We start from the raw sequence: 2,434 nt of genomic DNA, 5'->3' as shown, positions 1-2,434 counted from the left end.
GCCTATTCCCGGTCTCAAAGTGAAAGGTGCAATTTGGACGCGGCCGGAGATTGTCGTCGACGTCGAATACCGCGGCTGGACCGAGGATCACCAGCTCCGGCATCCGTCGTTCAAAGGAATTCGCGAAGACCGGTCGGTTGACGAGTTTCTTTAAGAAGAGATGACGCAGGACCGCCCAAGCATTATCCTTCCGTGGACAGGTTTGAGGAGGCCAATGTGAGGAATCACGACACCGTAATTGGACGATGGGATGTCTTAACCGAAGACGAGGCGATTGATGCTGCGATCGACAAATACGGCGCATTGCCGCCCGGCAGCCTTTTGGGCCGGGTGCGAACCGGCAGATTTCGGTAATACGCGATAGCGAACTTTCTGCCCGGTAGAGTGAAGGTTTGAGATTTGGCCCGAAGCGGACATATCTTGCCGTAGGTTACGATCTACCGCCGGTCCAGGAAGCCCGTCGTTCGATTCGCCGGTGAAAGCTTCTCGTTGACCGAAATCGCCCCAAGGAGAGGTCAGTTTCCTTCCTGGCAGTGCGTTCTAGCTCCCGCCGTTTGACAATCTTCAAGCGAATGCTTGAGATACGTTTCGGGCTAGAAGCTTCTACGTGGTAGCATAAGCCGCAGCGAACGGCCCATTTTGCGATTTTTCCTTCACGCAGCCGCTGCTCGTCGCCGAAATCGAATATCGCGCCTGGACCGATGACGGAAAGTTACGGCATCCTTCATTCAAGGGCATCAGCGAACTCGCGGATGACGCGACGGTGTATTCTTTCTGCTCGTGACCGCCTGGCGCAGCATGTCGGACAATTGCAAGATTCTGTTTGGCAGATGATTGCGGAGCACACTAAGGACTGCCGCGCGTAAGATCGCGGACTCGCCGGCAGTAGGTTTTCAGTTCTTCGACAGGCGTGGCCTCTATCACGCTGCCGGGGACCGGCGCGTGATGGAAATTGCGGGTGTAAAAGTTGATATCCTTCAGGTCGTCCAAAGCGCCCTTGTAGCGATAATCCGCCGGTGCCGCCTCGATCTTCCGAATGATCCCGTCGAGCATTTCGTCGGCGTCGAAAAGCTCCGGGTCGCCGTTGCGGTAAAAATGCTCCAGCACCTTGCGCAGCAGCGCGCGTATCTCGCCCGGCTCGCCCTCGGTCGCGTCGATGAACTGGATCATCTTCATGCGTTCGGTTTCGTTGCGGGGACGGGTCGCCTGTTCAAGATCGAAGGTTGCCAGACTCGCCATGCCGGGCGCGCCTGTCTGGATGGCGCATGACGTGATCTTGCTTTGATCGATGCGATCCCACAGCAGGCGCAAAAAGCCCAGCTCGTGCGAGAAAACGAACACCTGCGCCGCCCGGTTCGTGAGCTTGTTGATTTCGTTCACGGTGAACGTGCGCCGAAACTCGTCCATGCTGGTGAACGGGTCGTCGAGAACGACGATCGTTTCCGCAAGATGCGGATCCGTGTTTACGGTGGCGAGAAAGAGGGCCAGGGCCAGCACGGACTTGTCGCCGCTCGAGAGAGTATTCTTGAAACTCGGTCCGGCAATGTCGTCCGCGCGGGGCGGTACAGGCGTCTTGTTGATGAGGATCGCATACTCGGCGGCCGGTTCCTTTCCCCGGTAATTGGGCGGCTGATAGTCGATCTGGAACCCCGCGCCGAGCCGGTCCAGATAGGCGTTGATCGTCGTTCCCAGCCCCTCGGTCACGCGCTTGGTGTGGTCGGTCAGTTGGCCGCGCAACTCGTCCTTGCTGTCTTTCAGCGCCTTCTGGCGGTCCATGAGGGTTTGCAGGTCGGCGACGATGGCGGCTGTGTCGGCCTCGTAACGCCTCTTTCGCGCCTGTAGCACGGCCAACTCGTTCTTGACGGAGTCCAGGCTCACGCCGGCCTGCGCGCGGCGGATGCCTTCGATGCGCTCGCCATAGGAAGCAATCTCCTGATTGTAGGCGACGATCGCGGCGCGCCCGCTGTCCCATTGGCGCGCGAGGTTTTCATATTCATCCGCCGCCGCGGGTGTAATCAAATCCTGCTGCTTCTGCTGAAAGACGCGGTCAAGGGCGGCGGCGGCAGTCTCCATCGCATCCGACAGGGCGTCGATGTCGAGCGTCGCTTCGCAACCCTCGCCCGTCAGCGTCTTCAGATTCCCGATAGCGGCGCGGTTGGCGTCCGTCCTAGTGCCGATGGCCTGACGGAACTCCCCGCGCCCGTAGCGCTCCAGCGTCTGCCGCCGCTGTTTCACCTCGGCGGCAAGGGATTTATAGGCGTCGCTGAAATAATCGCGGTACAGGTCGATCAGGCTGCGGTCGCGCAGCTCCTGGCCGCAATACGGGCAGCCCTCCGTGTTATCGAAGGCGAGCCCGGCTTCGAGCCACGCTTCATGCGGCGGCGCATCGCGCCCCGCCGCGTGCCGGGCGATGTGGTCCTGAAGCCGGCGGTGC

1 protein-coding gene and 2 pseudogenes are annotated in these 2,434 nt (G+C 60.2%); 2 read left to right on the top strand and 1 reads right to left on the bottom strand.

Annotated features, from left to right (window positions below; translation table 11 throughout):
• A pseudogene (locus E5X88_RS33820) lies at positions 1-154 on the top strand (hypothetical protein); the annotation flags it as partial.
• Positions 155-652: 498 nt separating this feature from the next.
• Positions 653-784 (top strand): annotated as a pseudogene (locus tag E5X88_RS33815) (ATP-dependent DNA ligase); the annotation flags it as partial.
• Positions 785-846: 62 nt separating this feature from the next.
• Here E5X88_RS33815 and E5X88_RS33350 read toward each other — a convergent pair.
• On the bottom strand, positions 847-2,434 hold a 1,588-nt coding region (locus tag E5X88_RS33350), incomplete at its 5' end, for an AAA family ATPase (RefSeq protein ID WP_292168509.1).

Source organism: Mesorhizobium sp., from assembly GCF_004962245.1.
In the GTDB taxonomy this organism is placed as follows: domain Bacteria; phylum Pseudomonadota; class Alphaproteobacteria; order Rhizobiales; family Rhizobiaceae; genus Mesorhizobium.
Note: the sequence above shows the minus strand (reverse complement) of the source record. Positions and strands in the feature narration are given on the sequence as shown.